The sequence below is a fragment of the Propionimicrobium sp. PCR01-08-3 genome (assembly GCF_030286045.1).
Classification (GTDB): Bacteria; Actinomycetota; Actinomycetes; order Propionibacteriales; family Propionibacteriaceae; genus Brooklawnia.
Window position 1 is genome coordinate 3,189,351 of sequence record NZ_CP127390.1, and the last position, 16,490, is coordinate 3,205,840.

The following is a 16,490-nucleotide window of genomic DNA, read 5'->3' on the forward strand; positions in this document are numbered from 1 at the left end:
TCAACCGCACCTCAGCAGGGCCGGCAGTTGTGAGGTGGTCGACGATCAGTCGACGATGCCGTAGAGGCGGTCGCCGGCGTCGCCCAGACCGGGCACGATGTAGCCGTGCTCGTTGAGTTTCTCATCCACGGCGGCGACGACCAGCGTGGTCTTGATGCTCAGCTTGTCGACCAGCTGGCGGAACTTTTCGACGCCTTCGGGTGCGGCCAGCAGGCAGATGCAGGTGACGTCGTCCGCCTTGCGCTCGGCCAGGAATTCGACGCATCCGCTCAGCGATCCGCCGGTGGCGAGCATCGGGTCGAGGACGAAGCATTGGCGTCCGGAAAGATCGTGGGGCAGCCGTTCGGCGTAGGTGAACGGCTTGAGGGTTTCTTCATCGCGGACCATGCCGACGAAGCCGACTTCGGCGGTCGGCATCAGCCGGGTCATGCCACCCAGCATCCCGAGACCTGCCCGCAAGATCGGCACGACAAGGGGTTTCGGGTCCTGGAGAGCGACTCCCTCGGCCTGTGAGACGGGGGTCTGGATAGTAATCGGACGCACCCGGACGCCGCGGGTCGCCTCATAGGCCAACAGCGTGACCAGCTCGTCCACGAGATCGCGGAAGGTCGGGCTCTTGGTGTTGATATCGCGCAAACAAGTCAGCTTATGGGCCACCAGCGGGTGGTCGAGTACCTTAAGATCCACGGCACTTACCTTGGCACAGCTCCAAGAGAAGTCATAGACGGGGTGGCAAAGTGACCCCTGACTTTCGATGCGCGGTTGCATCTGCCACCATGGGTGATGTACGCCCAGGTGAGGAGCCAGAATATGAGCGCTGATGACGAGCAGTTCGTAGATGCTGAATCCGTTGATACCGATGATCTGGGCGAAGAATTCGACGACCACGATGCCGATCTCGACGGCGGCATCGTGCCCGATGACTACGACGAACTCGATGACGAAGAGGACGACGGCGATTTCGATGACGATGATGACGATTACGACGATGACTATGAAGACGCCACCGAAGATGAGGTCGACTTCGTCGTCGCGCTCTATCGTGAGGACGGTGTGGCGGTAGCCACCGAGTTGTCATGGACGCTGGCCAACGATCTGGACGAACTATGCGATCAACTGCGCAGATTGCCCGGCGATGCCGGCGCGCTGGGGCTGGTCTCGGTCGCGGGACAGTTCTTCGTGCTGTGCCGGGTGCGCGGACGCACGGTTCAGGTGTTGCTGAGTGATTCGATCGAGTCCAACGATTGGCCGATCGCGCGCGATGTGATCGACTACCTCGGCATGGAGGTGCCTGACCCGGACGATGACTCCGATGCGGTCGGTGACTTCGACATGCTCGCCGATCAAGGGGTCAGCGAGTTCGACATGGAACAGATCGCGAGTGACCCCGACGAGGATTCGGATCAGCTGGTGCGCCAGATCGTCGATCTGATGAGGGTTCGGGAAGCGTTCGAGCAGGCCGTCAACTGACCCCGCGTGAGTAGGTGGGATGGCGCGATGCGGCGCGCGCTGGCGGTCGCCGGCTTGGCCGCTGAGAGCGGAGACGTACCGGTTGGCGCCGTTGTGTTGTCGGCTGCGGGGGAGGAGCTCGCTGTCGGCGGCAACGAGCGCGAGTTAGATGCCGATGTCAGCGCGCACGCCGAGATCGTGGCGCTGCGGCGGGCCGCCGGTGTGCTGGGTGACGGTTGGCGGCTGCCCGGTTGCACTCTCGTGGTGACCTTGGAACCGTGCGCGATGTGCGCAGGGGCGATCGTGGCTTCCCGGATCGAGCGATTGGTCTTCGGGGCCTTCGATCCGAAGGCAGGCGCGGTGACCTCCCTGTGGGATCTGGTGCGAGATCCTCGGTTGAACCATCGTGTCGACGTGGTCTCTGGCGTCCTTGCGGACGAAGCAGAGGCGCAGTTGAAGGGCTTTTTCGAGTCTCGCCGTTGATCGTCGACCGCTCGCAGGTGCAAACCCCTCCGTCACTGCGTGAACGGCGACCCCGCTTTTGGTATCGGCCTTGCTTCGTCAGCCCGCTCGATTGGAAATTGGGGCGACCGATGCCGTACCCTAGTCGACGGTGACGTGTCTGAGCGGCCGAAAGAGCTCGCCTCGAAAGCGAGTGTGGTGCAAGCCACCGAGGGTTCAAATCCCTCCGTCACCGCGAGGAAGGCCGAGAGAAGAACGAGCTTGCTCGTTCTTCCGAGGCCAACGAAGCGGTCGAGAAACTTCGAATACCGCGAGGAAGGCTGAGAGGAAATCAGGCTTGCTTGTTTTCCCGAAGCTAACGAAGCGGTCGAGACGCAACGCGTCGAACACCGCGGTGTGATGTCGCAGGACGTTGGAATAGGGTGAACCCTCGGTTAGTGGGTTCACCCTATTTGTGTTGTTCCGGGTTGGTAGTCGCGATCGGGGCTGATGGTGGCCGCGAACAACCTCTGCTCGGCCCACCCGGAAAGAACAAGCAGTGATCACGACTCGTGATGTTGCGGGACTTTTCTCGTTCTGGTGCCGCATGCGTCGCCGGCCTCCGGCGTGGACTGCTGCTCCATGTGGCATCGCGCAGACTTGACGGCCGGCGCGACAGGCATAGCCTTGAGACGCACAGGTCCTGTCGGGACGCTCGATGAGGAGGAACGAAGATGCCGTACTCACGTAATGAAGACCTTCCTGAAGCCGTGCGCAAAGCACTCCCCAAACACGCCGAAGACATCTACCGGGCGGCTTACAACAGCGCCTGGGATCAGTACGAGAGCCCATCGAAGCGCCGTGGCAAGGAGTCCCGCGAAGAAGCCGCTCATCGTGTGGCCTGGGCAGCCGTCAAGGACAAGTACTCCAAGGGCGATGACGACAAGTGGCATCCGGACGATTAGAGTGACGGTCCCGATAGCACGTGGTAAACAGTTACGCGGCCGCGACGATGGCCTCCGCTCTTCACGTGGGCGCGCCGAACGGCTGTCGGCCGCGAAAATGCTCCAACACCGTGAGCGTCTTGGTCTTGGCGATCTCGGGATGTGCATTCAGTTCGTTGAGAACGAAATCGCTCAGATCGGCCGAGTTCTTCGCTGCGATCCGAACCAGCAAGTCGTAGTCGCCTCCGAGGAAGTCGATCGCAATAACACCCGGACGTTCGGCGAGCCGTAAGGCTTCCGATTTTATTTTGTCGCGAGAGCTCCGTTGGATCTGAACTTGCACGAGTGCCTCGAGGGGGCGTCCGAGGGCGGATAGATCGAAGTCTGCGTGGACGCCTCTGATGATTCCCGAGTCCATTAATGCCCGTACCCGGGCGTGTGCCGTCGACTCCGCAACCGAGACGGCTTGCGCGAGCGTGCTGTTGGGTATTCGTCCACGAGCCATCAGGATGTGCAGAATCAGATGGTCGGTGGCATCTAGGTGACGCGGATCCTTCGGCGCTTTGGCCCTTGCATGATCGACATCGCGACTCATTGGAAAAACTTATCTCGAAGGATCCTCAGCATAAAACGCGCACGGGTGTCACCAAGGCCAGATTTCCAGAACGCTTTTCACGTGGGGCTTGCAACGGCGCAGGCCTCCGTAACGGAAGGCAGATCATGAAAATCGGTGTTCCCACAGAAATCAAGAGTCAGGAATCACGCGTCGCCATAACTCCGGCCGGCGTGCATCAACTGGTTCAGCATGGCCACGACGTCCTCGTCGAGAAAGGTGCAGGGCTCGGATCGGCGATCAGCGACGAGGCTTACGAGCACGCCGGCGCGAAACTCATCGGTTCGGCTGCCGATACCTGGGGCCAGGCTGACCTCGTCCTGAAAGTGAAAGAGCCCATCGAGTCCGAGTACGGCTACCTGCGTCCGGATATGACCTTGTTCACCTACCTGCATTTGGCCGCCGACAAGCCACAGACCGACGCACTCTTGTCGAGCGGAGCCGTATCGATCGCCTACGAAACCGTGCAGACCGATCGCGGCGGGCTTCCGTTGCTGTCTCCGATGAGCGAAGTGGCCGGACGCCTGTCGACGCTGGTCGGCTCCCAATGCCTGCTCAAGCACCACGGCGGCGACGGCACGCTGATCTCGGGAGTGCCTGGCGTGAAGGCCGGCAAAGTCGTGGTGATCGGTGGCGGCACGGCCGGTTACAACGCCGCTCAGATGGCCCACGGCCTGCGCGCCCAGGTCACCGTTCTCGATGTGAATCTTGAGCGGCTCGCCCAGCTCGATTCCGAATTCCATGGTTCGGTGTCGACTGTCGCGTCCACCTCATATGCGATCAACGACGCAATCGCGGACGCTGATCTGGTCATCGGTTCGGTGCTGATTCCTGGCGCCAGGGCGCCCAAGCTGGTCACCAACGAGATGGTGGCGGCAGCCAAGCCCGGTTCGGTCTTCGTCGACATCGCCGTCGATCAGGGCGGCTGCTTCGCCGATACCCATGCGACCACTCACGCCGAGCCGACCTACCAGGTGCACAACAGCATCTTCTATGCCGTGGCGAACATGCCCGGCGCCGTCCCTGTCACATCCACCTATGCGCTCACGAACGCGACGTTGCCCTACGTGACGAAACTGGCGGACCTCGGCTGGCGTGAGGCGCTGTGCCGCGACAAGACCCTGGCTCGCGGCCTGTCGACGGCTGCCGGCGAGCTCACCAGCGAGCCGGTTGCGCTGGCCTGGGGCCACAGCTTCACCTCCGCCGCACACGTGTTGGCGGCCTGATCGGGTCTGTACCCGGCTCGGACCAAGCTCGGATCCACGCCATATGGACACGCAGTAGCGAAAATCGTCGGAATCGGATTCGAAGACTCTTCGATCACGCGCATCGCTGGCATCGGTGAATCCGGGTCTTGACCAAGGCACCTTGAGCAGGCGCCCCGGGAGGCCGTCTTAATCACGACCGGTTGTGCGAACGCGATCGGGACGGTTCCTCCCGGGCCCATCCGGGCGGGCGCCGGCATCGATCGACATTGCCGCCTCGAAAATTTCTGCTTGGAAACAAAGGAGTTCCCTCGTGAGTAGTCATCAATCAGACAGACCCCCGGTCGCACAAACCTCGACACAGCCGGACGAGACCCTCGAGCGGGGTCTCGGCAACCGGCATCTACAACTGATCGCCATCGGCGGGGCCATCGGCACCGGCTTGTTCATGGGATCCGGCAAGACCATTTCGCTGGCCGGGCCCTCCATCCTGCTTGTCTACGCCATCATCGGCACGTTGCTCTTTTTCGTGATGCGGGCGATGGGTGAGCTGCTGTTGTCGAACCTGAAATACAAGTCTTTCCGCGATATCGCCGAAGACATCCTCGGCCCCTGGGCCGGCTTCTTCTCCGGGTGGACCTACTGGTTCTGCTGGATCGTCATTGGCATGGCCGACCTGACTGCGGTCACCGCCTATGTGCAGTTCTGGTGGGCAGACGTGCCGAAGTGGCTACCGGCGACCTGTCTCGTGCTGTTGCTGTTGGGCCTGAATTTGATCGCGGTCCGGTTGTTCGGCGAGGTCGAGTTTTGGTTCGCGATGATCAAGATCGTCGCGATCATCTCGTTGATCGTCGTGGCGGTCGTCATGCTCATCGCCGCGTTCACCTCTCCGGAGGGGCATCAGGCGACGATCGCGAACCTGTGGAACGATGGCGGGTTCTTCCCAACTGGCGGCATGGGGTTTATGGCCGGATTCCAGATCGCCTTCTTCGCTTTCGTCGGCATTGAGCTGGTCGGCACCGCCGCAGCCGAAACCAAGGATCCGGTGAAGACCCTGCCGAAGGCAATCAATGCCATCCCGCTACGAGTCATGCTCTTCTATGTCTGCGCTCTCGCAGCCATCATGGCGGTCACGCCGTGGCGCTCCATCGATCCGAGCGTGAGCCCCTTCGTCTCGATGTTCTCGCTGGCGGGCTTCGGCGCAGCTGCTGCAGTGGTCAACTTCGTCGTCCTGACCTCTGCTGCGTCGTCGGCCAACTCGGGCATCTTCTCCACCTCGAGAATGCTTTTCGGGCTGTCGTTGGACGACAAGGCGCCGAAGTCTTTCGGGCAGTTGACCAGGCACAAGGTACCGGCCAAGGGGCTCATCTTCTCCTGCTGCTGCTTGGTGCCTGGGGTGGTCCTGCTCTACTTGTCGGACTCGATCATCGGAGCGTTCACTATCGCGACCTCGGTGGCGTCGGTGCTGTTCATCTTCGTGTGGAGCGTCATCATGTGCTGCTACTTGGTGTACCGGCGACGTACCCCCGGGCTACACGAGGCATCGCCCTACAAGATGCCGTTCGGTATCGGGCTGTCGTGGCTGGTGCTGGCATTCTTCGTGGTCATGCTGGTGATCTTGGCATTCGAACCCGATACCCGGATGGCACTGATCGCGACACCCATCTGGTTCATCGCCCTGGGCATCGCCTACGCCGTGCATCGCAAACGGCACCCCGACGATGTCCGCAAGGGTCACGAGCCTGCGACCATGCCGCCTTACTCGGTGCTCGCGAACGAGTTCGTCCTTAGTGACGAGATTGCCGATGGGGCAGCCGACGCCGCGCCTCCCGCGGGCGTCCGAGCCCCAGAAGAGGCCGATATCACGGCGCAGACCGAGGACGATTGGGACGATCAGCCGGACGGCGCCTGGACAACTGACGACGATCTGCGAGTGGTCGTGGAAACCGCAAAGCGGGAGAGACCGCCGGTACCGGGCAGCTAGCGATCCGCCGGTCGCAGCCGGTCAACCATTGCCATGAGCATCTGGTTGACCGGCTCGTCCTGGATCCGGCGCCTCGTCCCTGTGACCCGCAGCAAGAATCCGGGGTGGCTGTATCCGGCTCACAGGCACGCGAGTAATCTCTCCCCGAGTAGGTAAGGCGCCTACCCCCGTCTTCATCGGCACCGGGTCGATCGGAGACAAAGGAGAGCCCACGTGAGTACAGAACAAAAACAGACCAGCCCTTCGGCCCCGGGGACCGGGTCGTCCGACGACCAATCGGATGGCACCCTCGAGCGAGGACTCGCCAACCGGCATCTTCAGCTGATCGCCATCGGCGGCGCCATCGGCACCGGCTTGTTCATGGGGTCCGGCAAGACCATCTCACTGGCCGGGCCCTCCATCCTGCTCGTCTACGCCATCATCGGCATCATGCTCTTCTTCGTGATGCGGGCGATGGGTGAGCTTCTGCTGTCGAACCTGAACTACAAGTCGTTCCGCGACATCGCCGAAGATGTGCTCGGACCGTGGGCCGGGTTCTTTTCCGGCTGGACGTACTGGTTCTGCTGGATCGTCACCGGCATGGCCGACCTGATCGCCGTCACCTCGTATGTGCAGTTCTGGTGGCCGGGAGTCCCGAAATGGCTGCCCGCGACCTGCCTCGTGTTATTGCTGCTGGGGCTCAATTTGATCGCGGTCCGGCTGTTCGGCGAGGTCGAGTTCTGGTTCGCGATGATCAAGATCGTCGCGATCGTCGCACTGATCGCCGTCGCCGTGGTGATGGTCGTCGTCGGGTTCACTTCGGCCGAGGGCTACCACGCCTCGGTCGCGAATCTGTGGAACGACGGCGGATTCTTCCCGACCGGCGGCAAGGGATTCATGGCAGGATTCCAGATCGCGCTGTTCGCCTTCGTCGGCATCGAGCTGGTCGGCACGGCCGCCGCCGAAACCCGGGATCCGGTGAAGACGCTGCCGAAGGCCATCAACGCCATCCCGCTGCGGGTGATGTTGTTCTACGTGCTGGCGCTGACCGCGATCATGGCGGTGATGCCCTGGCGGTCCATCGACCCGAACGTGAGCCCCTTCGTCTCAGTCTTCGCGATGGTCGGCTTCGGTGCGGCCGCCTCGGTGGTCAACTTCGTTGTCCTGACCTCGGCCGCGTCATCGGCCAACTCGGGCATCTACTCCACCTCCCGGATGCTCTTCGGCCTGTCATTGGACGACAAGGCCCCGGGCGCTTTCGGACGCCTGACCCGTCACAAGGTGCCGGCGAACGGCCTCATCTTCTCGGTGTGCTGCCTGCTCCCGGGAATCGCATTGCTCTACCTGTCCGACACCATCATCGGCGCCTTCACCATCGCCACCACGGTGTCGTCGGTGCTCTTCATTTTCGTGTGGAGCATCATCTTGGCCAGCTATCTCGTCTTCCGCCGCCGTAATCCCGAACTGCACGAAGCGTCGGTGTACAAGATGCCGATCGGTGTCGGGTTGTCGTGGCTGGTGCTGGTGTTCTTCGTCGGCATGCTGGTGATCTTGGCCTTTGAACCCGATACCCGGATCGCATTGATCGCGACGCCCGTGTGGTTCATCATGCTCGGCATCTGCTACGCCGTGCACCGCAAGCGTCGTCCCGAAGACCTCGCCCATCATCCTCGTCCGGTTGCCCACAGCTAGCCACGCGAAGGCTCGTCTCGGCGGCGGTAGCCGATCACTTTGATCTGAGATGGCGAGAACCCCATCAGCGACGCTCGATCGCTGGAGTTTCTCGGTTCGAGAACCAGCATGGACGCCGTCGGCCGGCTTCCGTGCTCCGGATACACAGTGGAACCTCGGCGCGCGTGGCCGTCCGTATTGTTACTGGCCGGACCAGGGGCCGGGACGATAGTTCTGGGGGCCGCCCGGATTGTCGCCCTGCTCGGGACCGTAGTCGGTTCGGGGTGCGTTGCCCTGATAAGGACGGTAGCTGTCCTGCGGGCCGGACGCCCAGTGCTGCTGCCGGGGAGCGGATCCGGGCTGATGCTCGTGGCCGGTGACCATCGCGTCCAATCGCATGAACGCCATCAGCAGGCAGACGATTCCCGCGATCCACAGACCGCCGGTGATCACCGAGTTCAAGGCGATCACGCCGATCCCCAGCGAGGCGGCGGCCATCGGCAGAAAGGCGGCAACGATTCGTCCGACGATGAACAGGCTCATGCCGATGATGGCCAGCTTGCGGGCCGTGCTGTGCGACGAAAAGATCAGCCACGCCAATAGGGCGATCTCGGCGAGGACGCCGATGACTCCCACCACTCCGGTGGCCATGCCCGCTGTACTCGGTGTCATTGTTTTCTCTCCTTGATCGAAATCGAGATGGTTGACCCGCGCCCCGATTCCCGGCGTCCCCAACGTTATCGTCCGCCGGGCCTGCTGCAAGACTCAGCGAGCCTCGCGTGCCGAGTAGCATTGTCCCAGTGAGTGAATCGCGCATGGAGCATTGGTGGGACCGTTGGGCGTCTTACATTGGTGCGAATGTCCGCGCAGGCCGGATCCGCGTCAAGGGTGCAGCGATTCCCACCTTGCAGACGGCGTTCTTCGCAACCTTGTCGTGGGTGTTCTGCTACTACGTGCTGAATGATCCGGCGCCGATCTTTGCCCCCATCGTGACCTTCGTCTCCATGGGCCTGAGCCGCAACCGTGAGCTGCGCAAAGCCGTCGAGATGAGTGCCGGGGCGAGCATCGGCGTGCTGATCGGGGGCCTCGTCGGCCAGTACTGGGGGTTCGGTGCGCCGCAGCTCTTCTTGCTCTTCTTGATCTGCCCCCTGATCGGACGCCTGATCGATCGCTCCGAGATGGTCGCGTTCCAAATGGCCATTCAATCCATGGTTGTGGCCGCCACCATCGCCTTGATGAACTCCGGGTCGTCGACCGTGACGGCTTTCGACCGGTTCCTGAGCGCGGTCGTGGGAGCCGTATTCGCGATCTCGGCGACGGTGATCCTGCCGACCAACGTGATGACCAGGCCTCGGCGCTACGTTACCTATGCGATCCTGGAGGCGTCCAAGATCACCCGCCGGCTCAGCAAGGGTCTGCTGAACGGCGACTTCGAAGAGATCTCGCAGTTGCACGGGCGTCTCGCCTCGTTGCGTGAGCTGCTCAATGATGGCAGGCGGGCTCTCACCACCGCTCAGGAGACGGCTGCCGTCAGCCCGCGTGCTTTCGGGTCGAGAGGCGCGTTGGCTGAACTCGACCGCATGCTCGGGTTGGTCGAGCGGATGCATGTCACCTTGTCGATGATGCAAAGACAGGGACGCGGCATGGTCACCGAGGTGGGGCCGATGGTGGAGATCGCCGCACCGATGTGGCACGCCGCCGATCTCTTGGAGCAGATATCGAAGGGTATCGCCGACTGGAAGCGTCCGACATCGGCTCGCGACCAGGCGATGCGGCTGGCCAGCACCCTCGGACCCTCAACCCTGGTCGAGGACCCGGAAGACTGGCGCAGCGCGGCGATGACCTCGATGCTGCGTGCCGTCCTGGTGGACATGCTGGAACTCACGGGCTTGTCGATGGCCCAGGCGCGCGCGGTGCTCGCCGACACCGGCGACTTCAAACCGGACGAAGAAGACCCAAAGGCTCCCGATGTGGAGCTGGCCTCGGCGATCTGGGGGACCGAGCAGCTTCCGGCCATCGGGCCTCAGCCGGAGATCAGGCCGGGGGAGGCTGCGATGCAACCCGGCCGGGAATCCGATGACCCGGACGAGCGCGCCTCATGATCCACGAAGCCGAAGCGCCTGCCACGCCGACGAATTGAGCCTTGGTGCCTGCGGCAAGGGGCGGCCTGCCTGACCGATAAGATGTTCGGCATGCCCTCTGATGAGGTGACGAAGCCGCATCAGGGCAGGAGAGCTGGAGGTAAGCATGAGCAATCCCCCGCCCTATCAGGGCCGTGATCCCCGATGGTCCGATCAGCACCCGCAGTATCCTGCCGATCAGCGTCCGCCGTATCCTGCCGATCAGCCACCCTGGTTCGGCCAACACCAGTCACCGGCGCCACCCGCGGGGAGGCAAGGCTTCAGCTATCAGCAGCCGGGACAGCCATACCCAGGGCAGACACCGCCGGGCCCTCAGCAGCCCTACCGAGGACAGCCCTATCAGCCATCGCCCCCGCCCTGGCAGCAGCAGCCGGGCCCGCATACTTTTAGTTTCGGTCCCCAGCAGCCGGGACCTGTCGGCGCGAACCCGAAGAAGCGACGGACGATCGTGCTCGGCGGCGCTGCTGTCCTGCTGGTGGCCGTGGTCGTGATCGTGGTGGCCTTTGTGCGTCCATGGAACAGCGACAAGAACCTGATCTTTCACCCGAATGGCCCGGCAAATGCCTGGCTCGATGAGCGGTACGCGGGAGGAAGCACCTCCTGGTCGGCGGACGGACTGATGGCGGGAGTTTCGTTCAGCCGGTCGGTCGTCGCGCTGTCGTCGGATGACGCGCTCGCCGGGCTCGATCTCAGCTCCGGGCAGGAGCTCTGGCGCGTCGACGGGGCCATCTGTGGAGACGGTGCCGTCATTGACGGAAACGCATATTGCGTCGAATACACCGATACCGAAAGCGCGCTGCTGCGGATCGATCTCGACACCGGCTCGGTGGATGCCTTCTACGCGGCGCCGATAGTCATCCATTCCGTCACTCCACTCGGAGAACGCGACGGCAACGTGATCTTGGCAGCAGGTGATCCGGGCGGGACACGGCTGTTGTCGATTGCGCTGGACGGCTCCGGGATCATCAACTGGCAAACGGTCTATCCCGAGGTGGGCGTCGACTGCTATCTGCTGAGCACCCACATCGGCTGCTCCGGCTACACAAGCACGGCATTCGGTGTGGTGGACGCGTCCACCGGAGAGTTCACCGTTCAGCAGGATCTGAACACCTCTGACGAGGAGAGAGTGGTGTGGGTCTGGGACGGCTACACCCTCCCACAAGGCTGGTTTGACAACGAAGAACGCCCGGTGTTCGACTTCAACCAGAACGAGGTGGGCCGGGTGCGTCCTGGAGGTGAGCCGCTGACCCCCTCGTCGACCAATCGCGTGTTCTTCACGGTCGAAGACCTCATGATGGGAGGCACCGTGCAGGCCGTGGACGCCGACGGTACGGTCGTGGCCGACTACGCGAACGGAACCGTCCTCCAGCCGTCCGGACATAAGCTGCCGACCGATGGGTCGGTCGTTGCCGTGTCAGCCGATGGGTCACTGCTCGCCGCCGAGGTCGAGTACGGACGCTATGAGATCTACGATCGCGATGGCAACGAAGTGGATGACTTCGGCGGCGGAGACACGAACATGACCATCGTGGACGGCCTCGTCGTCTCATGGGACCCGTCGGGTCCGACGATCGTCCACGCTCCGATGGGCTGATCGGGGCGGGTAGCGGCAGCGCTGATGATCGCAATGCGAGCGCTACCTGTTGGCTCAGCCTTCGGTGGTCGCCTCGTCCGAAGGTGGCGCCGAAGATTCCTGGACGCAGATGACGCCGCCGGATACCTCGATCTCGGTGGGTGCATCGTTGTTGAAACCTGCGTAGTTGTCGGTGAGAATCACATCGACGGTGCCGTCGGTCCGATCGTCTCCTCGCGCCTCGGCGTCGGTGAAGAACCCCGTCACCAACTGCACCTCCGGTGCGTCCGCGGTGGCTCCGACGACGACCGTCTGGCTGGCTTCTTCGCTGCTGTTGCCCGGTGATTTGGTTTGGAATCCGTAGGTGGTGAGCTGCTCGGTGACCTGGCCGGCCAGGCCTGCCGTCCCTCCCGCGTTGAGCACGGTGACGGTCACTTGAGTACTGGTCAGCGTCGATGCCGACTGGGTGACGCACGGTTCGGGCTGGTCACCGACCGGTCTCGTCAGTTGCCCCCAGCCCCACCACAATCCGAATCCGAGCAATGCCAGAAGGACGAGCAAAGTTATCGGGGTGGCCCACCGGCGAACCGAACTCCTCACAGTTGCTCCTGAAATGCTGGGGCCCGCAGGCCGGGTGGATTGGCGTTAGTTTACTTCACTCGAAGGATCGTCGAGATCCAGGACCCGGGCATGAACCGTCTGGCGCTGCTGCAATGCGGCGCGCAGGGCACGATGAAGGCCATCCTCGAGGTAGAAGTCGCCATGCCATGACACGACGTGCGCGAACAGATCACCGAAGAAGGTGGAATCTTCCTCCAAGAGAGCATCCAGATCAAGGGTGCGTTTGGTGGTGACCAGCTGATCGAGGCGCACCTGCTGCGGGGCGATCGATGCCCATTCGCGCTGGGTGTACCCGTGATCGGGGTAGGGCCTGTCTTCGCCGACTCGTTTGAAGATCACCTGGTCATCCTAACCAAACGAGTCGCCGGGGCCACAAGGGATAACCGGGTGTAAGGGAAATCTGCAGGAATATTTCGATTGCCCGATGCCACTGATGAAGCGGCTCGGTTGGCAAGAAGCCTGCCCATTCGCGGGACGCAGGCAGTCGTCCCGACGTGACCTGCCGCCTGTGAAACCCCCGGCGACCAGGGGGATGGCTCTGCATACCGGGCGGAGCAGAGCGTGGGCCGCCATCCCGAAGCCCCGGCGACCGGGGGGATGACTTTGCATATCCGGCAGAGCGCGGGCCGCCATCCCCGAAACCCCCGATGACTACGGGGATGACGGTCACCGGCTCCGCCGGAACCTGCGATCAGATCAGGCCCTGGGCGATAACTGCGTCCGCGACCTTCGTGAAGCCCGCGATATTGGCGCCCATCACGTAGTCGCCCGCATGACCGTATTCCTCGGCGGTCTGGGCGCAGGTGTCGTGGATGTTCGTCATGATCTCGGACAGCCGGTTCTCGGTGTACTCGAAGCTCCACGAATCGCGCGAGGCGTTCTGCTGCATCTCCAGGCCCGAGGTCGCCACACCACCGGCATTGGACGCCTTGCCCGGCGCATACAGCACCCCGGCCTTCTGGAAGGCCAGGATCGCCTCCGGAGTGCAGGGCATGTTGGCGCCCTCCGCGATGGCCGCGACTCCATTGCCCAACAGCGTCTGGGCGGCGTCCCCGTCGAGCTCGTTCTGGGTGGCGCAGGGCAGCGCGACGTCGACCGGGACATCCCAGACCGAACCGCCGGCGATGAACTTGGCCGAGCCGCCGCGGCGAATCGCGTAGTCGGAGATGCGTCCACGCTCGACCTCCTTGATCTGCTTCAGCAGCTCGAGATCGATACCCTGCTCGTCGATCACATAACCGGACGAATCGGAGCTGGTGATCACCTTTGCGCCGAGGGCCTGGGCCTTCTCGGTGGCGTAGATCGCCACATTGCCCGAACCTGAAATAGCGACCTTCTTGCCTTCGAACTCCAACCCACGGGTGGCGAGCATCCGCTTGGTGAACATCACCAGGCCATATCCGGTGGCCTCGGTGCGCACCAGCGACCCGCCCCAGGTGAGGCCCTTGCCGGTCAGTACACCGGCGTCGTAGTGGTTGGTGATGCGGCGATACTGGCCGAACATATAGCCGATCTCGCGGCCGCCCACGCCGATGTCACCGGCGGGCACGTCGGTCTGCGGGCCGATGTGGCGGGCCAGTTCGGTCATGAACGACTGGCAGAACCGCATGATCTCGGCGTCCGAGCGTCCGTGCGGATCAAAGTCGGCGCCGCCCTTGCCGCCGCCGATGGGCAGGCCGGTCAGCGAGTTCTTGAAGATCTGCTCGAAGCCGAGGAACTTGATGATGCCCAGGTAGACCGAGGGGTGGAAGCGCAGCCCGCCCTTGTAGGGGCCGAGCGCGGAGTTGAACTCGACGCGGAAGCCACGGTTGATCTGCACCTTGCCGGCATCGTCGGTCCACGGCACGCGGAAGATGATCTGGCGTTCCGGCTCGCAGATACGTTCCAGCACGGCGGCCTCGGTGTATTGCGGGTTGCGCTCGATGACCGGTCCCAGAGTGTCGAAGACCTCGCGCACCGCTTGGTGGAACTCTGCCTCGCCGGGATTGCGGGCAATGATCTGTTCATAGACGTTCGTCAAATGGGATTCCACAAGGGTCCTTTCGTCATGCCCGCGGCAGTGCAAAGTCGCGTCCGGCACGGCGTGCAGCTTCAATCAGCGAGCACGCAGCATCTTAGCCGGAACCAGTAGTTCGGCTTCGGCCGACCATTTGTTTGAGCACCGCAGACGATCACCGGTTTGCGCTGTCGTCGCGTGGCGGCGGGCACCAGCCCATGCGCGTTGGGGGGATCGACTGGTAAGAACTTGGCAGACGGGCCCAAGGGGGGTAGCCACATAGGGATGGCGGGTCAACAGAGGTCTACAGGGCAGCAACGGGGCTGCTCGCGATGGCGACTGTCACTAAGTCCCCTCGGTAGCCTCTTCGGTCGTTTCAGTGGGCGGACTGGTGGTTGTCGTGGTCGTTGACCCACTGGGCCCAGTGCTGCTCGTTATTGTCGGTTGGATGGTCGTCGGCGGAACCGTGACGGTGGGCGGCGCATACGTGGGCGGCGGCTCGTAGGTGGTGACAGGCGGCGCCTGGGTCGTGGGGTAGCTGGTCGTCGGTGCCGGAGCGGTTGTGCTCGGGGCGGCGGTCGCGGTCGAGGTCAGGGTGACGGTGGGGCTCGACTGCGGCTCGGCGTTCGTCCTCGTCCATGAGTAGACGAGAGCGGCGATCAACAGAAGAATCACCAGGCCGACGAGCCAGCGTCCCCAATGCTTGGTGATGCCGGACTTGCGGCCGCCCGATCCGGAGTCATCTCCGGAAGGTTCCAGGGCGTCACCGGCCTGCTCGCCGGCGATCGAGTCTGTGTCCGGAATCGGCGCAGACTCGTCGGGGGACGAGGCGAGGTCTTTTCCCGAGGTCATCATCCGGGTCTCGGCGAGCGGGGTCACCGCACGGCGGCCCCCCGGGATGAGCTGAGTCTCGGCGGTGGGTTCCATCATTTGGGTGGCGCCGGGATCGAGCGGCACGGTCGGCGCCATCTGCGGATTCACGCTGATGGCGCGCAATTCGTGGGCCACCTCGCGGGCACTCGGACGCACGGTGGCGTCCTTGGCGAGCATCCGCGTGATCAAGGTGTCGAGGGCCGGGGGGATATCGGGGCTGAGTTCCAGCAGCGGGACCGGGGTATCGAACGCCTGCGCATGCGCGACCGCGATGGAGCTGTCGGCGACGAAGGGAGGCCTGCCGAGAATCAGGTGGTAGGCGACGCAGGCCAGTGAGTAGATGTCGGACGCCGATCCGACATCCATGCCGCGGGCCTGCTCGGGCGACATATAGGCGGCCGTGCCGATGGCCGTGGCTGGGCGGGTCAGCTGCTTGCCTGCTTCATCCACGATGCGGGCAATACCGAAATCGACCAGGACCGGGCGTCCCAATTCGGGGTGAGCCATCAGATCGGGAAGCGTGCCGTCGGTGTCGGGCTGCGCATCAAGGACGATGTTCGCGGGCTTCACATCGCGGTGCGTGATGCCTGCGTCGTGGGCGGCCTGCAGGCCATCGGCGACGTCGGCCAGCATCGGCAGCGCCACCTGATAGCTGAGCGGCCCGCCTTCTTTGACCAATTTGCTGGTGTTCGGGCCGCTGAGCAGCTCCATCACCAGCCAGCCGCGCTTGTCGTCGGTGCCGGTGTCCCAGACCTTCACGATGGCGTCATCGCTGACCCCGGCGATGGCGACGCCCTCGCGGCGGAACCGCTCGGCCATGGCAGGATCGGTCGCTGCGGCGAGGTCGACGATTTTGATCGCCACGGAGCGCCGGAGCAGCGTGTCGAAGCCACGCCACACTCGTCCGGTCGCGCCCTCGCCGACCTGGGCGATGAGCTCGTAGCGCCCGGCCAGCAACTCAGATTCCATGCCTTCTATCCTGCCCCACCCGGCTGTGTCG

At 63.4% G+C, this 16,490-nt stretch carries 14 protein-coding genes, 1 tRNA gene and 1 pseudogene; 9 read left to right on the forward strand and 7 right to left on the reverse strand.

The window, feature by feature from the left end:
• Positions 1-45: 45 nt before the first annotated feature.
• Positions 46-687, reverse strand: a complete 642-nt coding sequence (upp, locus tag QQ658_RS14785) for a uracil phosphoribosyltransferase (protein ID WP_286025598.1) — start codon at positions 685-687, stop codon at positions 46-48.
• Positions 688-810: 123 nt separating this feature from the next.
• Between upp and QQ658_RS14790 the strand changes: the two genes are divergently transcribed.
• The 4 genes from QQ658_RS14790 (at position 811) to QQ658_RS14805 (ending at position 2,855) form a co-directional block, all read left to right on the forward strand.
• Positions 811-1,470 carry a tRNA adenosine deaminase-associated protein gene (locus tag QQ658_RS14790; RefSeq protein ID WP_286025599.1) on the forward strand — a complete coding sequence of 220 codons (660 nt, stop codon included), beginning with the start codon at positions 811-813 and terminating at the stop codon, positions 1,468-1,470.
• A gap of 6 nt (positions 1,471-1,476) precedes the next feature.
• Positions 1,477-1,932 (forward strand): nucleoside deaminase, encoded by a 456-nt coding sequence (locus tag QQ658_RS14795; protein ID WP_502928922.1) that lies wholly within the window; start codon positions 1,477-1,479, stop codon positions 1,930-1,932.
• Between the two features lie 129 nt (positions 1,933-2,061).
• Positions 2,062-2,146, forward strand: a tRNA-Ser gene (locus QQ658_RS14800).
• Between the two features lie 478 nt (positions 2,147-2,624).
• Entirely contained in the window at positions 2,625-2,855 is a 231-nt protein-coding gene (locus QQ658_RS14805) for a ChaB family protein (RefSeq protein WP_286025600.1), read from the forward strand.
• 61 nt (positions 2,856-2,916) lie between these two features.
• Here QQ658_RS14805 and QQ658_RS14810 read toward each other — a convergent pair whose 3' ends face one another.
• Positions 2,917-3,429: an Lrp/AsnC family transcriptional regulator gene (locus QQ658_RS14810; RefSeq protein ID WP_286025601.1), complete on the reverse strand. Its 513-nt coding sequence runs from the start codon at positions 3,427-3,429 to the stop codon at positions 2,917-2,919.
• 125 nt (positions 3,430-3,554) lie between these two features.
• On the opposite strand from QQ658_RS14810, the gene ald reads away from it, so the two are divergent.
• The 3 genes and pseudogenes from ald to cycA (QQ658_RS14825) all read left to right on the forward strand — a co-directional run bounded on the left by ald (position 3,555) and on the right by cycA (QQ658_RS14825) (position 8,307).
• Positions 3,555-4,673 carry an alanine dehydrogenase gene (gene ald / locus QQ658_RS14815; RefSeq protein WP_286025602.1) on the forward strand — a complete coding sequence of 373 codons (1,119 nt, stop codon included), beginning with the start codon at positions 3,555-3,557 and terminating at the stop codon, positions 4,671-4,673.
• A gap of 292 nt (positions 4,674-4,965) precedes the next feature.
• Positions 4,966-6,375 (forward strand): annotated as a pseudogene (cycA, locus tag QQ658_RS14820) (D-serine/D-alanine/glycine transporter); the annotation flags it as partial.
• 474 nt (positions 6,376-6,849) lie between these two features.
• Positions 6,850-8,307, forward strand: coding sequence for a D-serine/D-alanine/glycine transporter (cycA, locus tag QQ658_RS14825; RefSeq protein ID WP_286025604.1), 1,458 nt, complete (start codon positions 6,850-6,852; stop codon positions 8,305-8,307).
• Between the two features lie 180 nt (positions 8,308-8,487).
• Here cycA (QQ658_RS14825) and QQ658_RS14830 read toward each other — a convergent pair whose 3' ends face one another.
• Positions 8,488-8,958 (reverse strand): MFS transporter, encoded by a 471-nt coding sequence (locus QQ658_RS14830; RefSeq protein ID WP_286025605.1) that lies wholly within the window; start codon positions 8,956-8,958, stop codon positions 8,488-8,490.
• A 128-nt stretch (positions 8,959-9,086) separates the two neighbouring features.
• Here QQ658_RS14830 and QQ658_RS14835 point away from each other — a divergent pair, with 128 nt between their 5' ends.
• Positions 9,087-10,388: an FUSC family protein gene (locus tag QQ658_RS14835; RefSeq protein ID WP_286025606.1), complete on the forward strand. Its 1,302-nt coding sequence runs from the start codon at positions 9,087-9,089 to the stop codon at positions 10,386-10,388.
• Positions 10,389-10,533: 145 nt separating this feature from the next.
• A complete protein-coding gene (locus tag QQ658_RS14840) occupies positions 10,534-12,021 on the forward strand; it encodes a PQQ-binding-like beta-propeller repeat protein (RefSeq protein ID WP_286025607.1) in 1,488 nt (495 codons plus the stop codon).
• A 54-nt stretch (positions 12,022-12,075) separates the two neighbouring features.
• Here the strand turns inward: QQ658_RS14840 and QQ658_RS14845 are convergent, their stop codons facing one another.
• The 4 genes from QQ658_RS14845 to QQ658_RS14860 form a co-directional block, all read right to left on the reverse strand.
• Positions 12,076-12,600 (reverse strand): LytR C-terminal domain-containing protein, encoded by a 525-nt coding sequence (locus QQ658_RS14845; protein WP_286025608.1) that lies wholly within the window; start codon positions 12,598-12,600, stop codon positions 12,076-12,078.
• Between the two features lie 45 nt (positions 12,601-12,645).
• Positions 12,646-12,960 carry a type II toxin-antitoxin system VapB family antitoxin gene (locus QQ658_RS14850; RefSeq protein WP_286025609.1) on the reverse strand — a complete coding sequence of 105 codons (315 nt, stop codon included), beginning with the start codon at positions 12,958-12,960 and terminating at the stop codon, positions 12,646-12,648.
• Between the two features lie 352 nt (positions 12,961-13,312).
• Positions 13,313-14,653 carry an NADP-specific glutamate dehydrogenase gene (gdhA, locus tag QQ658_RS14855; RefSeq protein ID WP_286025610.1) on the reverse strand — a complete coding sequence of 447 codons (1,341 nt, stop codon included), beginning with the start codon at positions 14,651-14,653 and terminating at the stop codon, positions 13,313-13,315.
• 309 nt (positions 14,654-14,962) lie between these two features.
• Positions 14,963-16,459, reverse strand: a complete 1,497-nt coding sequence (locus QQ658_RS14860) for a serine/threonine-protein kinase (RefSeq protein ID WP_286025611.1) — start codon at positions 16,457-16,459, stop codon at positions 14,963-14,965.
• Positions 16,460-16,490: the final 31 nt, after the last annotated feature.